The organism is Dolosicoccus paucivorans (assembly GCF_900100125.1).
GTDB classification, from domain to species: Bacteria; Bacillota; Bacilli; order Lactobacillales; family Aerococcaceae; genus Dolosicoccus; species Dolosicoccus paucivorans.
This window is the reverse complement of record NZ_FNEL01000042.1, coordinates 1-16,545: the sequence shown is the minus strand read 5'-3', so window position 1 is coordinate 16,545 and position 16,545 is coordinate 1. Positions and strand designations below refer to the sequence as shown.

Genomic DNA, 16,545 nt, shown 5'->3' with positions numbered 1-16,545 from the left:
ATATTAGAGGCTAAAGGGATTCAGTACAAGAGAACACGCCCTTATTCGCCTTGGCAGAATGGTAAGGTAGAGCGTAGCCATCGAATTGACGACGAGCGCTTTTACCATCGTCGAACATTTACGTCAGAAGAAGCGCTATTTAAGGCGCATGCGCGTTATATTAACCGAAGTAATAATATCCATCGTAAAGTACTTAACTTTTTGAGTCCGAATGAAGTCGTGGCCCAATACTTTGAATCACAAAGTGCTTAATTTTTTCTGGGGGACCGCGGTCCCCCAGAACCCTATTCAATTCTATTTATTTTGTACTAGAACTTTAAGTATGTGTCACATATGTTTGACTACTCTAGAAATGATAAATTTAATTACTTCTTTTCCTCATTGCATTTTCTCTCATTTTCAAGTAAGATAGGCTTATGCGATGAGTCGAATACAGTCTGGTAGACTGGTTAAGCAACCTATCAGTATTTAAGTATACAAGTCGGGAAGACGATAGGCTAATAGAGTGATGTGAACACTTTATTAGGGAATGATTCAAGCAATTGTTCTTTGCGATTCGAAAAGGAGTTAGGGATGACCTAACTCTTTTTATTTATCACCTTATGAAAACGCTATTATTAGCTTTTTCATAGTATTTAAAACAAGCACAAGGAGAACGTTATGGAGCAGGCGAATTACCGATTACCTTATTTTAACGACAATATTTATCACTTTAATCACGGAACACACCGTCAAGCTTACCGTTTCTTAGGAGTTCACCCCGTGACTTATCAAGATCAATCGGGTTATCGATTTAGCGTTTGGGCACCGAATGCTTATAAAGTTTACCTTCAAGGTGATTTTAACGATTGGCAATTAATGGAACTGGACCATTGCCCAGGAGGAGTATGGACAGGGTTTGTTGCTGGGGCCAAGAAAGGTCAGCACTATAAATACGGTATTGACCACGGCAACGGACATATTTCGTACCGAATGGATCCTTTTGGCTTTAAACATGAAATCGCCCCTAAAGACGCGTCCATTATCGAAGAATTAACACCTTTCGAGTGGAATGACGATTTATGGATGAAAGAACGAGCAAAAACGCAATGGCTAGAAAAACCGATCCAAATTTATGAAGTTCATTTTGATTCTTGGCGCAAACATTATGACGGCACGTCTTATACTTTTGATGACTTGGCGAGAGTTTTAATTCCTTACGTCAAAGAAATGGGTTATACCCATATTGAATTTATGCCACTGACGGAACATCCGTTGGATGCTTCTTGGGGATATCAAGTAACAGGGTACTACGCAGTCGCAGGAGCTTACGGAACCATTAGAGAACTACAAAGCTTTATTAACGAAGCTCATCGCCAAGGTATTGGGGTCTTTATGGATTGGGTACCGGGGCATTTTTGTGCCAACGAGAATGCGTTAGCTTACTTTGATGGTACGCCGACTTTTGAATATGCCGATCCTAATAAAGGAATTAATCGTGGTTGGGGTGCTCGGAACTTCGACTTAGGCCGTGATCCGGTGAAGAGCTTTCTTATTTCCAATGCTTTATTTTGGATTAAAGAAATGCATGTCGACGGGTTACGAGTGGATGCGGTGTCGAATATGTTGTATTTAGACTTCAATGAAGGTCCGTGGACGCCCAATATTCACGGTGGCAATATTAATTTAGAAGGGGTTCAGTTTCTTCAAGAATTAAATACAGCCATTAAAGAAGAAGCTCCAGGCGTCTTGACGATGGCAGAAGAAAGTACTGACTGGGAAGGAATTACCCATCCTGTAGAAGAAGGCGGTTTAGGGTTTGATTATAAGTGGAATATGGGCTGGATGAATGATACATTGAAGTTTTTTGAAGAAGACTCCTTGTACCGTAGTCATCATTACCGCTTAATTACCTTCGTCTTTATGTATCAATATAACGAGCGCTACATTTTACCTTATTCCCATGATGAAGTGGTTCACGGGAAAGATTCCATGTTAGGGAAGATGCCAGGGTCCAGTCGTTTTGATCAGTTTTCTGATTTGCGAGTTCAGTTTGGCTATATGATGGCGCAACCTGGTAAGAAGTTAAACTTTATGGGACATGAGTTAGGTCAATTTCTCGAGTGGCGTTATTACGAAGAACTGGAGTGGGATGGTTTACAAAGAGAATACAATTCCGAATACCAACACTTTGTTAAAACAGTTAACCATATCGCTAAGACTCATCCTGCATTTTATGAACTAGATCACTCCCCGGAAGGGCTAGACGTGTTGGATGCGGATAATATTGATGAAGTGATGTTATCCTTTATCCGAAAAGGGAAAAAAGCAACGGACTTTATTATTGCGATAATGAACTTTGTCCCTGTGAAGCGTCAAAAGGTTCGGGTGGGAGTGCCTTATTTAGGTCAGTATTGTGTTATTTTAAACTCGCAAATGCAAGAATTTGGAGGCAGTTGGACGCGAAATATTCCAACGATGACAGCTGAAGCAATTCCGTTTAACAATCAACCTTATTCCATTGAGTTAACTATCCCTTCTCATAGTGTGTTATATATTCAACCTGTTGTAAATAGTCTTGTCATATCAGACGACAAACAAAAGCCAAGAAAGGAGACGAAGGATACAGAATCCTTCAACAAAGAGCATGAAAAATGAAATGATCGCAATGGTTTTAGCCGGGGGTCAAGGAACACGTCTCGGCGTTTTAACGAAAAATATTGCTAAACCAGCTGTTCCTTTTGGTGGAAAGTATCGCATTATTGACTTTGCTTTAAGTAACGCCTCCAACTCAGGGGTGACTAAAGTAGGAGTGGTGACTCAGTATCGTCCGCTTCAGTTAAATGATCATATTGGCAATGGTCAGTCTTGGGGATTAACTCGCCGCGGTGGCGGGGCGACGATTCTTCAACCTTATTCAAGCTCTGAAGGAGAGAAATGGTTTGAAGGAACCGCAAACGCCATTTACCAAAACATTAGTTATATCGATTTAATGGACCCAGAATACGTCTTAATTTTATCTGGAGACCACATTTACAAAATGGACTACAGTAAGATGTTAGATTACCACAAAGAAAAAGAAGCTAGCTTAACTGTGGGCGTAATTCCTGTTCCAATGGAAGAAGCGTCACGTTTTGGCATTATGAATACCGATTCAAGCGGTCGCATTATCGAATTCGAAGAAAAACCGGCTGAGCCGAAAAGTAATTTGGCATCCATGGGAATTTATATTTTCAACTGGAAGAAATTACGTCGTTACTTAATGGAAGACGCTGCATCTGACCGGGTGATGGAGGACTTTGGTAAAAACGTCATCCCAGCTTATTTAGAAAATGCTGAAAACGTCTTTGCTTACGCCTTTGATGGCTACTGGAAAGATGTGGGAACGATTGAAAGTTTATGGGAAGCCAATATGGAATTATTAGATAGAGATCATCCTATTAACCAAACATCTGACTCATGGCGTGTGTATACATCGATGAAAGTCTCCCCACCTCAATTTATTACAAAAGACGCCGAGTTAAACAACGTCACTGTTGCGGACGGCTGTTACGTTGCAGGCCATGTAAAGGATTCTGTTCTATCTCAAGATGTTACGATTGGAGCTCATTCTACCGTAGACCACACTGTCGTTATGTCAGGAGCAACGATCGGGGTTAACTGTACAGTAGAGTATGCGATTTTAGGCGAAGAGGCAGTGGTCGCGGATGGGGCAACGATTCGCGGAACAAAAGATGAGATTGCTGTTGTAGGCTTTAAAGAAGTAGTAGGAGGACCTAAAAATGATGGAGAAGACTAAACAACTGTGTGCGATTATTAACTTAACGGAAGATACACAAGCCCTTAAACCATTAACCAATAACCGCCCAGTGGCAGGTCTTCCGTTTGCAAGTCGCTATCGTATTATTGATTTCCAATTATCAAACATTGCTCACGCAGATATTGATTCAGTCGGATTATTTATTTCCGGTTCAGGTCGTTCGATTTATGACCACGTACGTTCAGGAACCAGTTGGTATTTTGATAATGATATTTCTGGAGGGGTCTTTACTTTCTCCCAACGTGACTGGAAAGCTGCTCACCACTTAGAAGAACAACACGAAGATTTCTATTACGACTATCGTTTGTTTTTAAGTCGTTCACGGGCTGAACATGTCTTCGTGTCCGGAAGTAGTATTATTGCTAACTTAGACATTCAAGCCGCTCTTCGTTTCCATACTGAACACGACGCAGACATTACTTTCGTTTACAAAACAAATCCACGCGAAGCTTTAAGCCAAGAGTTATCCAAAGCGCGCGCGGTTGTTTTTGATGATGAAGGGGAAGTGGAAAAGTTCATGCCCTATGATGATTTAAACGGCGAAGAAATGGTTCGAGCAAGTATGGGTATGTACTTAATTTCTGTTGATACCATGCTTGAAATTATCCGTCGAGCGATGAAAGACGAAGTCTATTTAGAATTAGATGACTTAATCGAGCGTTATATTTTAGATTACCAAGCAAGAGGCTATGAATATACAGGCTATCTAGCAACCATTGATTCTGTTAAATCTTACTATGATGCGAATATGGCTTTATTAGACCGAGCAAACTTCAACTCTTTACTTTACGCAAGTAACCCTGTTTTAACGAAAACGAAAAATGGAGTCCCGGCTTATTACGCACCCACTTCTAAAGTAACGGATTCTATTATCGCAACCGGGGTTCACTTAGAAGGTGAAGTAGATCATTCGATCGTTTACCGTAAAGTTAACGTCGCTAAAGATGCGGTCATTAAAAATAGTATTTTACTACAAGGGGTTACAGTTGAAGAAGGCGCTCAAATAGAATATGCTATTTTAGATAAAAAATGCGTCGTTAAAGCCGGAGCACGTATTATTGGTAATCCGGACAACCCTGTCGTTATTAGTAAAAATACCATCGTCGCATCCCAAGAAGGTGATTAAATGAAAGTATTATTTGCAACAAGTGAAGCCTTACCTTTTGTTAAAACAGGAGGACTGGCCGATGTCGCTTACGCATTGCCTAAAGAAATGGCTAAACAAGGTGTTGATGTTCGCGTCGTCTTACCTTTTTATACGCAAATCCCTGAAGAGTACAAACAACAAGTAGAAGAAATAGCTCATTTCAGATTTCAACTAGGGTTTAAAAATGTTTATTGCGGCATTAAAACCCTTGAGCTGGAAGGGGTTCGCTATTACTTTATCGATAATTTAGAGTATTTTGATCGTCCAAGCCTTTATGGTCAATGGGATGATGGGGAGCGTTTTGCTTACTTTTCAACTGCCATTATTGAAATGCTTGAAGTGATCGATTGGATTCCCGATGTCATTCACGCTAACGACTGGCATACCGCGATGGTTCCGGTGTTATTAGTGGATCGCTATCATTGGAAAGACCGCTTACGTCATATTCGTAAAGTGTTAACCATTCATAACATTCGTTTTCAAGGAATTTTCCCTCACAACATTTTAAAAGATGTCTTTGGAACAGGAGATAACGTCTTCCATGAAGAAGGGGTTAAATATTACGATAGTGTGAACTTCTTAAAAGGTGGTATTAACTTTTCTGACGTGGTGACCACTGTCAGTCCAACTTATGCTCATGAAATTATGACGCCAGAATTTGGAGAAGGGTTAGACGGAGTGTTACGCTATAACAGTTGGAAAGTGCAAGGGATTATTAATGGGATTGATTATGACTTAAATAACCCACAAACAGATCCGCTGATTGAATACCACTTCTCCCAAAAAGACTTAACCGGAAAAGCGAAAAACAAACAAGCTCTACAAGAACGTCTAGGTTTACCTGTAGACCCAGATGTGATGATGATTGGTATTGTCAGTCGTCTAACGGACCAAAAAGGGTTTAACTTAGTTCAAGAACGAATGGAAGAGTTACTACAAGCCCATGTACAAGTAGTGGTGCTAGGAACGGGAGAACAACAATATGAAGATTCCTTCAACTATTTCCAACACCGCTATCCAGATAAAATGCGTTCGTTAATGTTATTCGATTTAGGATTAGCTCAACAAATTTATGCGTCTTGTGATGCCTTTTTAATGCCAAGTGCATTTGAACCATGTGGTCTATCCCAAATGATGGCTATGCATTACGGTACACTGCCGATCGTTCACGAAACCGGTGGATTAGCTGATACGGTGGAGCCATACAATTGGTACACGAAAGAAGGGACCGGCTTTAGCTTTAACGGCTTTAATAGTGGTACGATGATCGACACAGTGTATCACGCGATGCACATTTACTACAATGATCCAAAGAGTTGGCGTCAATTGATGCTACAAGCGATGGAGCGCGACTTTAGTTGGAAGCAACCGGCTAAAGACTACCAAAATATTTACCATCACTTACTCAATCAATAAACTTCCAAGCTAGAAAAGGCGACTTTTCTAGCTTTTTTCGTTATAAAATCAGACTAAAGTCTTTTCAAATTTCCTACAAAGTGGTGTAAAATAAGTTAAATCAAACTTAAAATCGCTCTTTTAGTAATAAAAAGAGGTATAATCAACGAGGAAATGAATTAAAGGATGTGAGGGTATGGGGACAACTTCCCAGACCACAAAGGAAAAACTCCACCATATTTGGCAAGGAGTCAAAAACTTGTGGCGTTATTACCGGGGCTGGAAGTGGCTCATTTTTTTAGGAATGTTGAGTGCTTTAATTGTATCCAGTTATTTAGTATTTATCGCCAAAACAACGAGTGTCGATACATTGCAAGACGCTTTAAAAACAACGACCGCTTTATATGACGAAAATGATGAATTTGTAACAGACGTTTCGAGTCAAAAAGGGACTTACATTGACTTAGATCAAATTAGTCCCGTCGTTCAAGAAGTCGTTATCGCTACGGAAGATAAACGTTTTTATGAACATAACGGTTTTGATACGATGGGGATTGGCCGAGCCTTTGTAAGACTTCTTTTAAACCGTGACACCTCAGGAGGTGGGGGAAGTACTTTAACCCAACAGTTGGCCAAAAACGCTTTCTTAACCCAAGACCAAACTTTCCAACGTAAGTTTAAAGAGTTGTTTCTCGCTTTAGAAATTGAAAAGCAATATTCTAAAGATCAAATATTGGAAATGTACTTAAACCACGCTTACTTTGGTAATGGAGTGTGGGGCGTTGAAGATGCATCGATGCGATACTTTGGTCATTCAGCTAGTACGCTGACGTGGAATGAAAGTATTGTATTAACGGGAATATTAAAAGGACCGTCGATCTTTAACCCGATTGATGACTATGAAGCGGCGATTGAACGCCGAAATGTCATTGTGGACTTATTAGATAAACAAAAAGTGTTATCTGATGATGAAGCCATGGCGATTAAGCATAGTGAGATTTATTTAGAAGATGCTTATTACTCAGACCATCAAACGATTTATTTAAGTTATTTAGATGGCGTTCTAGACGAAGCGTCGCGTAAGACGGATATTCCAGAAGAGGATTTATTGTCTAAAGGATACCGCATTTACACCCATTTAAATACAGGTTATCAAGATAGCCTTGATGCGGCCTACGCTCAAGATTGGCTCTTTCCTTCCGATGAAGATCCAGAAGAACCTCTTGTTCAAAGTGCTAGTGTGGTGGTTGACCCGACTACCGGTGGGGTCGCAGCAATTTATGGTGGGCGAGGAGAGTATGTCTTTCGCGGGTTTAACCGCGGAACAGATATGCGGAGAGCCCCTGGGTCTACCATTAAACCTCTTGCGGTGTACGTCCCGGCTTTAGAAGAAGGATATAAAATACACGATATGGTTGAAGATGTGGTGAAACCTTACGGAAGTGACAAGTATGCGCCGAATAACTATGACTTACAAACCGATCCAAGTGGCGAAGTGCCGTTATATTACGCCTTAGCGCAAAGTAAAAACACATCAGCGGTTTACTTAATGGATAAATTTGGCATTAGCCGCTCCGTTCAAAAATTAAAACAATTTGGCTTAAATATCCCTCAAGAAGATCAATCGCTAACTCTAGCGTTAGGAGCTTTGAGTCAAGGGGTATCTCCTTTACAATTAGCCAATGCCTATAGTGTCTTTCCAAATCACGGAATTCGTTATGACAGTACCTTTATTCGCCGCATTGAAGATAGTACAGGGAAAGTGATTTATGAAAATAAACGCCCAACCAAACATATGGTGATGACACCTAACGTGGCAGCGGATATGACCAGTATGATGTTAGATACTTATGGCGGTTACGGAACTGGGTATGACGCTGGACCGGATTACGGACAAATTGCCGGTAAGACTGGTTCCACGGAAGTAGCTGACGGTAACTTAGCGACTCGGGATAAATGGATGGTGGGTTATACACCAGATTTTGTAATTGTTTCTTGGGTTGGCTTTGATGAAGTGGGGTCAGAAGACTTGGATGAATTGATGCCTTCCATGGGTCAATTATTCAACTTGCAAACCACTCAACTGATGGCCCATTCACCGCAAACACCCTTTGAAGTCCCGATGGCGTCCCAAATGACCGAAGATACCAATGATGTGGACGACAGCATTTTAAGTTCTGACTTAAAAGAACAATTCGATGACTGGTTAAACGATGTGGGACCTTGGTTAGAAGACCGCTTCTACGAAGGAAAAGAATGGCTCCAAAAAGCGACAGATCAAGTGAAAGATTGGTTACCTAATTAAGCAAATAGAGTTCTTTACTAATGATTTAGTAAAGGGCTCTTTTTTATTAAAAACTTTACAAAATTGCTTGACAATATATATATATATATATATAATAGATCAGACTAGGTTTTTCTAGGGACTAAATAAGTAAAAGGATGAATTAAATGAAAAAAGAATTACTTAAAAAGGCATTAGTAGGTGCTGCCGTTGCGACACCTCTAACGGCAGGTGCACTATTAGCTTCTGCACAAGAAGTAGTTATTGAAGATGAGTTATCTTCTTTAGAAGAAAGCTATGTAGAAGTTTCTGAACAAGCTGAACTTTCATCAGAAGTTAGCGAAGACGTTGCTTCAGACGCAAGCGAAGCTGAAGAGTCTACTGAAGTAGAAGAAGCAACTAAAGCAGAAGTTTCTGATAGTGTTCAAGCGGACACGACAGAAAATAAAGAAGAGACACAAAAAGAAGACAAAGAAGAAGTAGAAGTTTTCCAAACAGTAGCAGATGCTATTTTAGCAGCGCAACGCTCAATAGAAGAAGAAAAACTTCCAGGACAGACCGGCGCAGCTATTTACTTTGACGCCGAAAAAGGCGGCTATGTTTTTGAAAGAAATTGGCACGGTCAAAGTACTCTTAAATTAGAAGGCTCAGACAAATTAGAAAATGTCTACTTAGACTTGATGCCAACTTTCCAAAAAACTTTCGATAATTTAGATGAACTTATAGAGTCACTCGAAACGATACTAGCAGATCCGATTGCTAATAAGGGTGTCTTTGCTGGGGTTGTTAATCCCGATGAGTTCCCGACTTATAAAGGCTACAGCATCATCTCTAAAGACGGTAAATTCTATGCTTACTTAACTGAATCAGAAGGTAAGTTCTTAGATGGTAAATCATTAGTAGCTCAAGACAATGCAGTTCAAACGCCAGGTCAATCACATACAGATACAAGTAAAGGATATACTAACAAATCTGTAGCGATCGCAGCAGCTGAGAATAAGCTAAAAGATGCTAACAATAAAGAGTACAAAGGTTACCATATCTTCCAAGATGAAGAAGGTTTCTGGCATGTAGTCTTTAGTAAAGAAGAAGGCAAGACAGAAGGTAAAGATAAAGCTGATTTATCTAAAGAAGAAATCGCAGAGCGTGCTTCTTTATTAACTCCTTCTAAAACAGTTGCTGAAGCAATCCGTAAAGCAGAAGCTTTATTAGCTCAAGATAACAGTAATAAAGGTTACCACCTATACCAAAACATGCATGGTGAGTGGTTTGTTTACTTACAACCTAAAGCAGAGAAAACTTATGGAATTAAATTCCAAGAAATTACAGATCAAGATATTAAAGATGCTATTTTTGAAGGAAAGAACTTAGGCAACTATATTATGCCAGATAAACACAATAATGATAAAGTTGCAGATGAAAATTCCGATGAGGAAGCATTACCAGCAACAGGTGAAGCATCAAACACAGCAATCTTTGGTGTCGCAGCTCTATCCATCCTTTCAGGATTAGGTTTAGTTGCACGTCGTAAAAAAGCATAATCATCCTTTTTGAACTTAAGATAACTTTTGTTGTCTTAGGTTCTTTTTTTGAGTGTACTTTCTAGAAATGGCAAGGAATCTTTGATATACTTATAAAGTAATGGAAAAGGAGAGTGTCTATATTGAGTAACAATATTTACGATACAGCAAACCAATTAGAGCGCGATTTACGCGAGTCTGAATTATTCGCTTCATTAAAGGATGCTTTTGAAGGCATTCAAAATAACGAAGAAGCTAGTGAATTATTCGAAGAGTTTAAAGAAGCATCACAAAAGTACCAAATGTACCAAATGATGGGTCAACAACCTTCTGAAGAAGAACAAAAAGAATTACAAGAATTATCAGAACGCGTCACTGAAAATGAGCACATTAAAGCGTTAATGGACGCTGAACAACAATTAAATCAATTAATTCAAGATATTAATAACATTATTACAAAGCCTTTACTTGAAGTTTACCAACCAGAACAAGAAGAGGAATAAGAATAATCGTTAAAACTAAAAGCCAGCTGAATCGTTACTTATGTAGCGCGTTTCGGTTGGCTTTTACTTCACTTTAAAGGAGGATTGTTTATGCTGTTGATGCATTTAAGTGACTTGCACTTAGATACCCCGTTTACGGGTCTTGGTAAGGAAATGGAGTCTTTACAAGACCGTCTTGTTCAAGCACCCTTTGATGCCCTAGAAAAAGCAATGGCCGTCGCCATTAATCGCAAAGTCGATGCGGTAGTCATTGCCGGCGACGTGTATGACTCTGTTCGCCAGACGATTTATGCTCAATACTTTTTTATCCGTCAATTAGCACGGTTAGAAGAGGTTAATATTCCTGTTTTACTCGTTCATGGGAATCATGACTTTTTATCAACTGATGCACCGGAGATGAATTTACCCAAGAATGTTTACCGTTTTAATACGGATGAAGTGACTCATTTTGATATTGAAACTTCTTCGGGTGAGACCGCTCGTTTTTATGGGTTTAGCTATACTAGTCGTTGGATTAAGGAACGTAAAGCGACCCAGTTTTCTGTCAATCCTAAAGTAACGGATTATACCATTGGTATTTACCACGGTTCAAGGGAAGGAATAGAAAGTGACGCTGGAAATTACGCCCCCTTTACTGTTTCAGAACTGCTGAATAAGCAGTACGACTATTGGGCCTTAGGTCATATCCATAAGGCTCACGTCTTACAAGAGGCTCCTTTAATTCAATATGCCGGGAATATTCAAGGGCGTCACCGTAATGAAACAGGGGATAAAGGTGCTTATTTAGTGACGTTATCTAAAGAAGGAGAAACGAAGTCTGAATTTGTTTCTTTAAGTGATATTTTATGGCAAACCATTGAAGTGATCTGTCAGCCCGACTGGCAAGTGACAGATGTAGTGGCAGCCATTAACGAACGCATTCAATTATACGAAGAAGAAGGGCAATTAAAGCAACAATCTTATTTACTCACGGTTTATTTAACCCACGCAGAGCGTTTAGACGACGAATTAATGGAACAGATCGGCCGTGGAGAATTGATGGATGTGTTTAAGTTATCAAGTGCAAAAGAGTACTTCGTCGCTATAACGTCCATTCGTTTACGCCAAGATGAAAAGGCTGAACCTTTTGTTTATGATGAAGCATTAAATGAAAGTTATCAACAAGCTAAGGAGTTGCTTTTACAAAAGGCTTCTCAAATTGAAGGATTAGATCAAGTCTATCAAAATGATATTATGATTGATTGGTTAAGTGATATTATTGAAGATGAGACCTTCTATGAAGAAGTTGTTCAAGCAGGCAGCGATTTAATGACGCGTTTATTAGGAATGAACCGAAAGGAGGAAGACCGTGAAGATTAAAGTATTAGATATTTATGGTTACGGCAAGTGGGTTAACCAACGCTTTGATTTAGATGAAGCACTTCAAATATTTTATGGCGAAAACGAAGCCGGTAAATCCACACTTCAATCCTTTATTAAAAGTGTTTTATTCGGTTTTCCTAGACGAGGCGCTAATCGCAATAACTATGAACCTAAACAAAGCGAAGCTTACGGAGGTCGTATTTTATTAGAAGAAACCGACTACGGGGCTGTTTGGGTTGAGCGAACGAGTAAAGGGTTAAAGATTACCGACGACGAAGATCAAATGTTACCTGAAAAGACACTCCAACATATTTTAGGTGGCTTAGATGAGAAGTTATTTGATAGCTTTTATTCTTTTAACTTACAAAACTTACAAGAATTAGCTAATGTAGGTTCAGAGCAGTTAAATGAATTCTTTTTAAGTATCGGAACAGTGGGTAGTGATCAGTTTTTAAAAGTGGCTCGTCAATTAGAAAAGGAAAGTGACGACTTATACCGTCCTCGTGCAATGAAGCGACCACTCAATCAATTACTTACCGACTACAAAAAGAGTGCGCAAGAAGTCGAAGAAGCGAAAGCTTCTGTAGGAGAATATAATAAGCTTCAAGATCAATACCAAAAAATAACAAAAGAGATTGACCATCTTGATGAACAGATTCAAGACTTAGAATCAAAATGGCTCAATAACGAAAATTTAACGACTCGTTATGAAGCGTATTTACAATATCAAGGAACGAAGCGAGCGCTAGATCAACTGGTCTGGACGCCGATGCCTGATGACGCATTAGATACATTAAACCACCATTTAAACAATAACGAGCACTTAAAAGAAGAAACCATTCAACTTGAAGAACGACTCTTTCAACTCCAACACCAATTAGAACAATTAACAAGACTTAATTGGGCGAATAATCATAAACATAAACGCCGTTTGTGGTTCGAAGAGACGAACCATATTAAAAATGTTCAAAATAAAATCGAAATGTTGCAGCAACGCATTGAAGAACAAAAGACGACGATGGAACAACTAGCACGTCGTGGTCAGTTTTACGAAGATAAAGTTGAAAATACTAAAGAATACCAAAAAGAAGTTGAAAAAGGCTTAGATTTACAAGCGCGCAAAAAAGAAACGGATCAGGCTATTGAATCCCTTGAAATGGAACAACAGCTGATCTTTAATCAACGTAAAGAACAACAAGAACATAGTGCAGCGTTGCGCCAACAATTAGTTCGCTTAGAACATCAAAAACAAATTCAAGAAGCCCAACTGGAAGAAAATACTTCGTTAACTCATTATACAGTAGGAGGCGGGTTAACTGCCTTTGGATTGGTGTTACTTATTATAGGGCTCATTAAATCATCGGGATGGTTGTTGTTGGTATTTGCGGCGTTATTTATGGTTGCGGGTGCGAGCCATTTAATCTACATCTATCAAAATCACCGTCAATATCTCGCGGATTCCACTTTAGAAGATATTGATCGTAAAGTGAGTGATTTACACCATGAAGAGGAAAAATACCTTGAGAACGCTCAACTTTTAACTCAACAATTAAGTGAAGGCGATACGCTTTTAGAAAGTTATCAACAACAACTTAAAGAAATTCATCAAAAACAAGCCGCCTGGCTTGAAGCGATTGGTTTTTACCCTACGGCGGATCCGCAAATGATATTAACCTATCAACCCGTCGAACAATACTTTGAAGCGGATGATTTATTAAAAGAACTAGAACAAGATTTAGAACAATTGGAGTTTGAAGTCATTAAATGGCGAGAGAACTTAGTTGAACTTCTAGAACGTTTCCCAGGAGATGACTCAAAGACGCGTCCATTAATTCGTCACGTTGAAGAAGTTGAAGCGTCGTTAGTTAAAGAAACACTCGCAGCGGAACGATTAGAAGAACAGATGTCCACCTCAAACCAGCGCCTAGCCCAAATTAAACGTCAAATAGAAGAAAATGATGATGTTATTCAATCTTTATATAATGAAACGAATAGTGCCAATGAACGCATTTTCCGTCAAAAAATGGCGGACAACCAGCGCATCAATGAATTAAATCGTTCGCTTTCTTTATATGAAGAACAAATTAAAGGCTATGAAGAAGAGTTAAAGGCCATTGAAACGAAACAAGCCCTCATTGCTCAACGGGGATCTTTAGAAGATCAAATGAATGAACTCAAACAAACCCGTGCCCCTCTTCAAAGTGAACAAGCAACCCTTGCGGTTCAAATTGAACAACTGGAACGAGACGGGACTTACCAAGAAAAGATTCAAGCGCTAGAAAATAAAAAATCTGACATTAAAGCGATGATCTTTGAATGGGGTCAAAAACGTATCGCGATGGAATTAATTAATGAAACGCTACGGGGCGGTATTGATAATCCTTTACCGGAAATGAATGAGATGGCGGACAAAATTTTTGAAACTTTAAGTCAAGGACGCTATGTCAAAATTAATTTAAATAAAAATGGTATCAAAGTTCGTCAATTTAGTGACGTCTTATTTGAACCCCATGAACTATCTCAAGGAACGTTAGAACAACTATACGTTGCTTTACGTTTGGCTTTTGTAATGAGCGCAAGACATATGGTCAAAATGCCATTAATTATTGATGACGCCTTTGTTAACTTTGATGAAACAAGACGAAAAGCAGTTTATCAACTATTAAAGGAGATGAGTGTTAAACAACAAATTCTCTTCTTTACTTTTGATCCTTTAGCTAAAGAGGTCTTAAGTAATGAGAGTACCATCGATTTGAAAGTAGACCAAGGGCTTTTAGAAAGGGAAGGATAGTATGACTTTATTATATGATGTTGAAAACGGGGAAGCTTTTGACCTGTTTTTACTCTTAAAAGCTGCCGACCAGCGAACGGCAAGTAATGGTAATCCGTTTATTGCGATGCAGTTTCAAGATGAATCAGGCACGATGGACGGAATGTATTGGTCCGCGACCCCTGAAGAAGTGGCGACATTTCAAGCAGGCCGAGTCGTTCGGGTAAGAGGTCAACGGGACACTTACCGCGGTAAACCTCAAGTGCGTATTCGCCAAATTCGTCTCGCAACAGACGAAGAGCCCAATGACCCAACACTATACGTAGAACGGTTAGATGTGTCTCGTAGTGAATTAAAAGACCAATTAGAAGAGGCTTTATCTTTCATTCAAGAACCAAGCATTTTACAAGTGGTTAAACATATTTTAAATCAAGTGGGGGAAGACTTTTACACTTACCCAGCTGCGAAGCGGTTCCATCACGCCATTGCCGGGGGGTTAAGTTACCATACGCTCACGATGGTTCAAATTGCTAAAAGTTTATTGATGATTTATCCATCTTTAAATGCTAGCTTATTAATGGGCGGTATCATTTTACATGATATTGGTAAGACCATTGAATTAACCGATGCAGTGTCGACAGAATATACCTTAAAAGGTCAATTAGTCGGCCATATTGTCATTATGGTGGAATTGATTGAAGAAGCTTGTCGTGAGTTAGACATTGATTCAGATAGTGAGCCGATCTTACTGTTAAAACACGTCGTCTTAGCTCACCACGGTAAGTTAGAATACGGAAGCCCCGTAACGCCACGTGTGTTAGAAGCAGAAATTATTCACCAAATTGATATGATGGATGCGACCATTAATATGATGACAACGGAACTTGATAAGACGACTGAAGGTGACTTTAGTGCACCGATTTTTGCTTTAGAACGTCGTTCGTTTTATAAACCAAAGTTTAAATAAAAGGAGATATTATGACTGATCACCATGAACACAACCATGAATGTGGCTGCGGTTGCGGACACCATCATGACGAAAATTTACCCGATGTTGAAGGACATAATGGCTTTGAAATTGAATTTAAAGCTCATTACAAAGTAGAACGCCAAAAAGTATGGCAAGCCTTAACAGATTCTGAACAAATTAAAGCGTGGTTTCCTGAACTAAAGGTTACAGAAGTTAAAGAAGGTAACGAAGTACAGTATCAAGATGAAGATGAAACACTATCTTTTCTTATTTTAGATGTGGAAGCACCTTATTTACTTTCTTATCAATGGAAGCAAATGATTGTTGGTTTTGAGTTAGATGAAGAAGAAGGTCAAACAGAGGTAACCTTTAAAGAATGGATCGAAGAAGTTAGCGATGAAGTGATTGCTGACTTAACTCAGTGGGCTGTTCGTTTAGAAGCGTTACGTTATTATTTAGAAGAAGATCACGTGCCTAATTTAGACGGTCTTTATAAAGAAACTTATCCAGAAATTAAAGCGATGTTTTAATAAAAAAAGAGGCTGTGACATAAGTCGCGCAAATAAATCCCCCCGAATGATCCATTGGTGATCGTTCGGGGGATTTTTTAAAAGAGCCCGCTAGCAGAGGGCTAACTTTCTTAAGTTAGCTGCTAATAACGCGAGGCCTATTTCTTGTTTCACCTTGTCAATTCCACGAACGTGAAATTGGGTGAAACCCAAACAAGCCTTCAAAAACCCAAATGCCGGCTCCACGTCGATTTTTCGACGCGCATACACCTTGGCGCATTCAGGA

The 16,545-nt window shown here is 39.4% G+C and carries 13 protein-coding genes; 12 read left to right on the top strand and 1 reads right to left on the bottom strand.

Annotation, left to right across the window (positions count from 1 at the left end; translation table 11 throughout):
• From BLR79_RS06595 to BLR79_RS06540, 12 genes are all read left to right on the top strand, one after another.
• Window positions 1–252: integrase core domain-containing protein (locus tag BLR79_RS06595; protein WP_159427619.1), on the top strand; the 252-nt coding region annotated here is incomplete at its 5' end.
• 408 nt (window positions 253–660) lie between these two features.
• Complete coding sequence (gene glgB / locus BLR79_RS06590; RefSeq protein ID WP_092086084.1) at window positions 661–2,637, top strand: 1,4-alpha-glucan branching protein GlgB; 1,977 nt, start codon at window positions 661–663, stop codon at window positions 2,635–2,637.
• Entirely contained in the window at window positions 2,627–3,778 is a 1,152-nt protein-coding gene (locus BLR79_RS06585) for a glucose-1-phosphate adenylyltransferase (protein ID WP_092086081.1), read from the top strand. Before glgB ends, BLR79_RS06585 begins: the two co-directional genes overlap by 11 nt.
• The gene (gene glgD, locus BLR79_RS06580; RefSeq protein WP_092086090.1) at window positions 3,765–4,925 is read left to right on the top strand and encodes a glucose-1-phosphate adenylyltransferase subunit GlgD; all 1,161 of its coding nucleotides are present in this window, start codon (window positions 3,765–3,767) and stop codon (window positions 4,923–4,925) included. Before BLR79_RS06585 ends, glgD begins: the two co-directional genes overlap by 14 nt.
• Entirely contained in the window at window positions 4,926–6,362 is a 1,437-nt protein-coding gene (gene glgA, locus BLR79_RS06575; protein ID WP_092086078.1) for a glycogen synthase GlgA, read from the top strand.
• A 175-nt stretch (window positions 6,363–6,537) separates the two neighbouring features.
• Complete coding sequence (locus BLR79_RS06570) at window positions 6,538–8,646, top strand: transglycosylase domain-containing protein (protein ID WP_092086075.1); 2,109 nt, start codon at window positions 6,538–6,540, stop codon at window positions 8,644–8,646.
• A gap of 146 nt (window positions 8,647–8,792) precedes the next feature.
• Window positions 8,793–10,166 (top strand): LPXTG cell wall anchor domain-containing protein, encoded by a 1,374-nt coding sequence (locus BLR79_RS09210; RefSeq protein ID WP_092086072.1) that lies wholly within the window; start codon window positions 8,793–8,795, stop codon window positions 10,164–10,166.
• A 122-nt stretch (window positions 10,167–10,288) separates the two neighbouring features.
• Entirely contained in the window at window positions 10,289–10,648 is a 360-nt protein-coding gene (locus tag BLR79_RS06560) for a YlbF family regulator (protein ID WP_092086069.1), read from the top strand.
• Between the two features lie 90 nt (window positions 10,649–10,738).
• On the top strand, window positions 10,739–12,007 hold the full coding sequence (locus tag BLR79_RS06555) for a metallophosphoesterase family protein (protein ID WP_092086066.1): 1,269 nt from the start codon (window positions 10,739–10,741) through the stop codon (window positions 12,005–12,007).
• Entirely contained in the window at window positions 11,997–14,801 is a 2,805-nt protein-coding gene (locus tag BLR79_RS06550; protein ID WP_092086063.1) for an ATP-binding protein, read from the top strand. The genes BLR79_RS06555 and BLR79_RS06550 overlap by 11 nt, the downstream gene beginning before the upstream one ends.
• Window position 14,802: 1 nt before the next feature.
• Window positions 14,803–15,747 (top strand): 3'-5' exoribonuclease YhaM family protein, encoded by a 945-nt coding sequence (locus BLR79_RS06545; RefSeq protein WP_092086060.1) that lies wholly within the window; start codon window positions 14,803–14,805, stop codon window positions 15,745–15,747.
• Between the two features lie 11 nt (window positions 15,748–15,758).
• Entirely contained in the window at window positions 15,759–16,280 is a 522-nt protein-coding gene (locus tag BLR79_RS06540) for an SRPBCC domain-containing protein (RefSeq protein WP_092086057.1), read from the top strand.
• A 90-nt stretch (window positions 16,281–16,370) separates the two neighbouring features.
• On the opposite strand, the gene BLR79_RS06535 is transcribed toward BLR79_RS06540, so the two are convergent.
• Window positions 16,371–16,545 (bottom strand): transposase (locus BLR79_RS06535; protein ID WP_234970849.1); only part of this gene is annotated, 175 nt, incomplete at its 5' end.